1 protein-coding gene is annotated in these 641 nt (G+C 66.0%); it reads left to right on the forward strand.

What is annotated here, in order from left to right; translation table 11 throughout:
• Window positions 1–641: LysR family substrate-binding domain-containing protein (locus MOV75_RS40930; protein WP_247008538.1), on the forward strand; the 641-nt coding region annotated here is incomplete at both ends.

The raw sequence follows: 641 nt of genomic DNA on the forward strand, positions 1-641 counted from the left end.
GTCCTCAAGATCAAGGACGCCGGCGCCGATCTGTTCTTCAGCGCCATCCTCGCCCGCGTCGAGGCGGTCGCGAGCAATCTGCGCAATCGCTCGCGCGCGGGGGCTGCTCGAAAACTCCGGGTCGGCGCCATCGACAGTGCCGCGGCCGGGCTGTTGCCGGCGCTCTTGCGCGACTTCCGCGCAAAACATCCCGACATCGCGGTGCAGCTTCTCGAGGACAAGACCGTCCGGCTGCTGCCAAAGATTTTGACCGGCGCGCTCGATCTCGCCTTTGTTCGTCCGCCCGCCAGTGCGGACAAGCGGCTCGAATTCCGCGATCTGCTCCAGGAAACCGCGATCGTGGCATTCCCGCAGCGGCATGCGCTGGCCAAGAGGACGTCGATCACGCTGGCCGAGATCGCCGAAGAGGCGATGCTGGTACCGGACCGCCGCTCGCGGCCTCACAGCCACGACCTCACGATGAAGTTGTTCGAACAGGCCGGGTTGACGCCGCGCATGGTGCAGGTTGCTGATGAGAAGCAAACCATCATCAATCTTGTCGCAACGAAGCTTGGGGTCGCGATCGTGCCGCGCTGGACCGCGCGGATGGCGGTGACGGGCGTGCGCTTCGTGTCGCTGCGGCCGAAGCAGAGCGGCCCGGT

It is taken from the genome of Bradyrhizobium sp. PRIMUS42, from assembly GCF_023006515.1.
Lineage (GTDB): Bacteria > Pseudomonadota > Alphaproteobacteria > Rhizobiales > Xanthobacteraceae > Bradyrhizobium.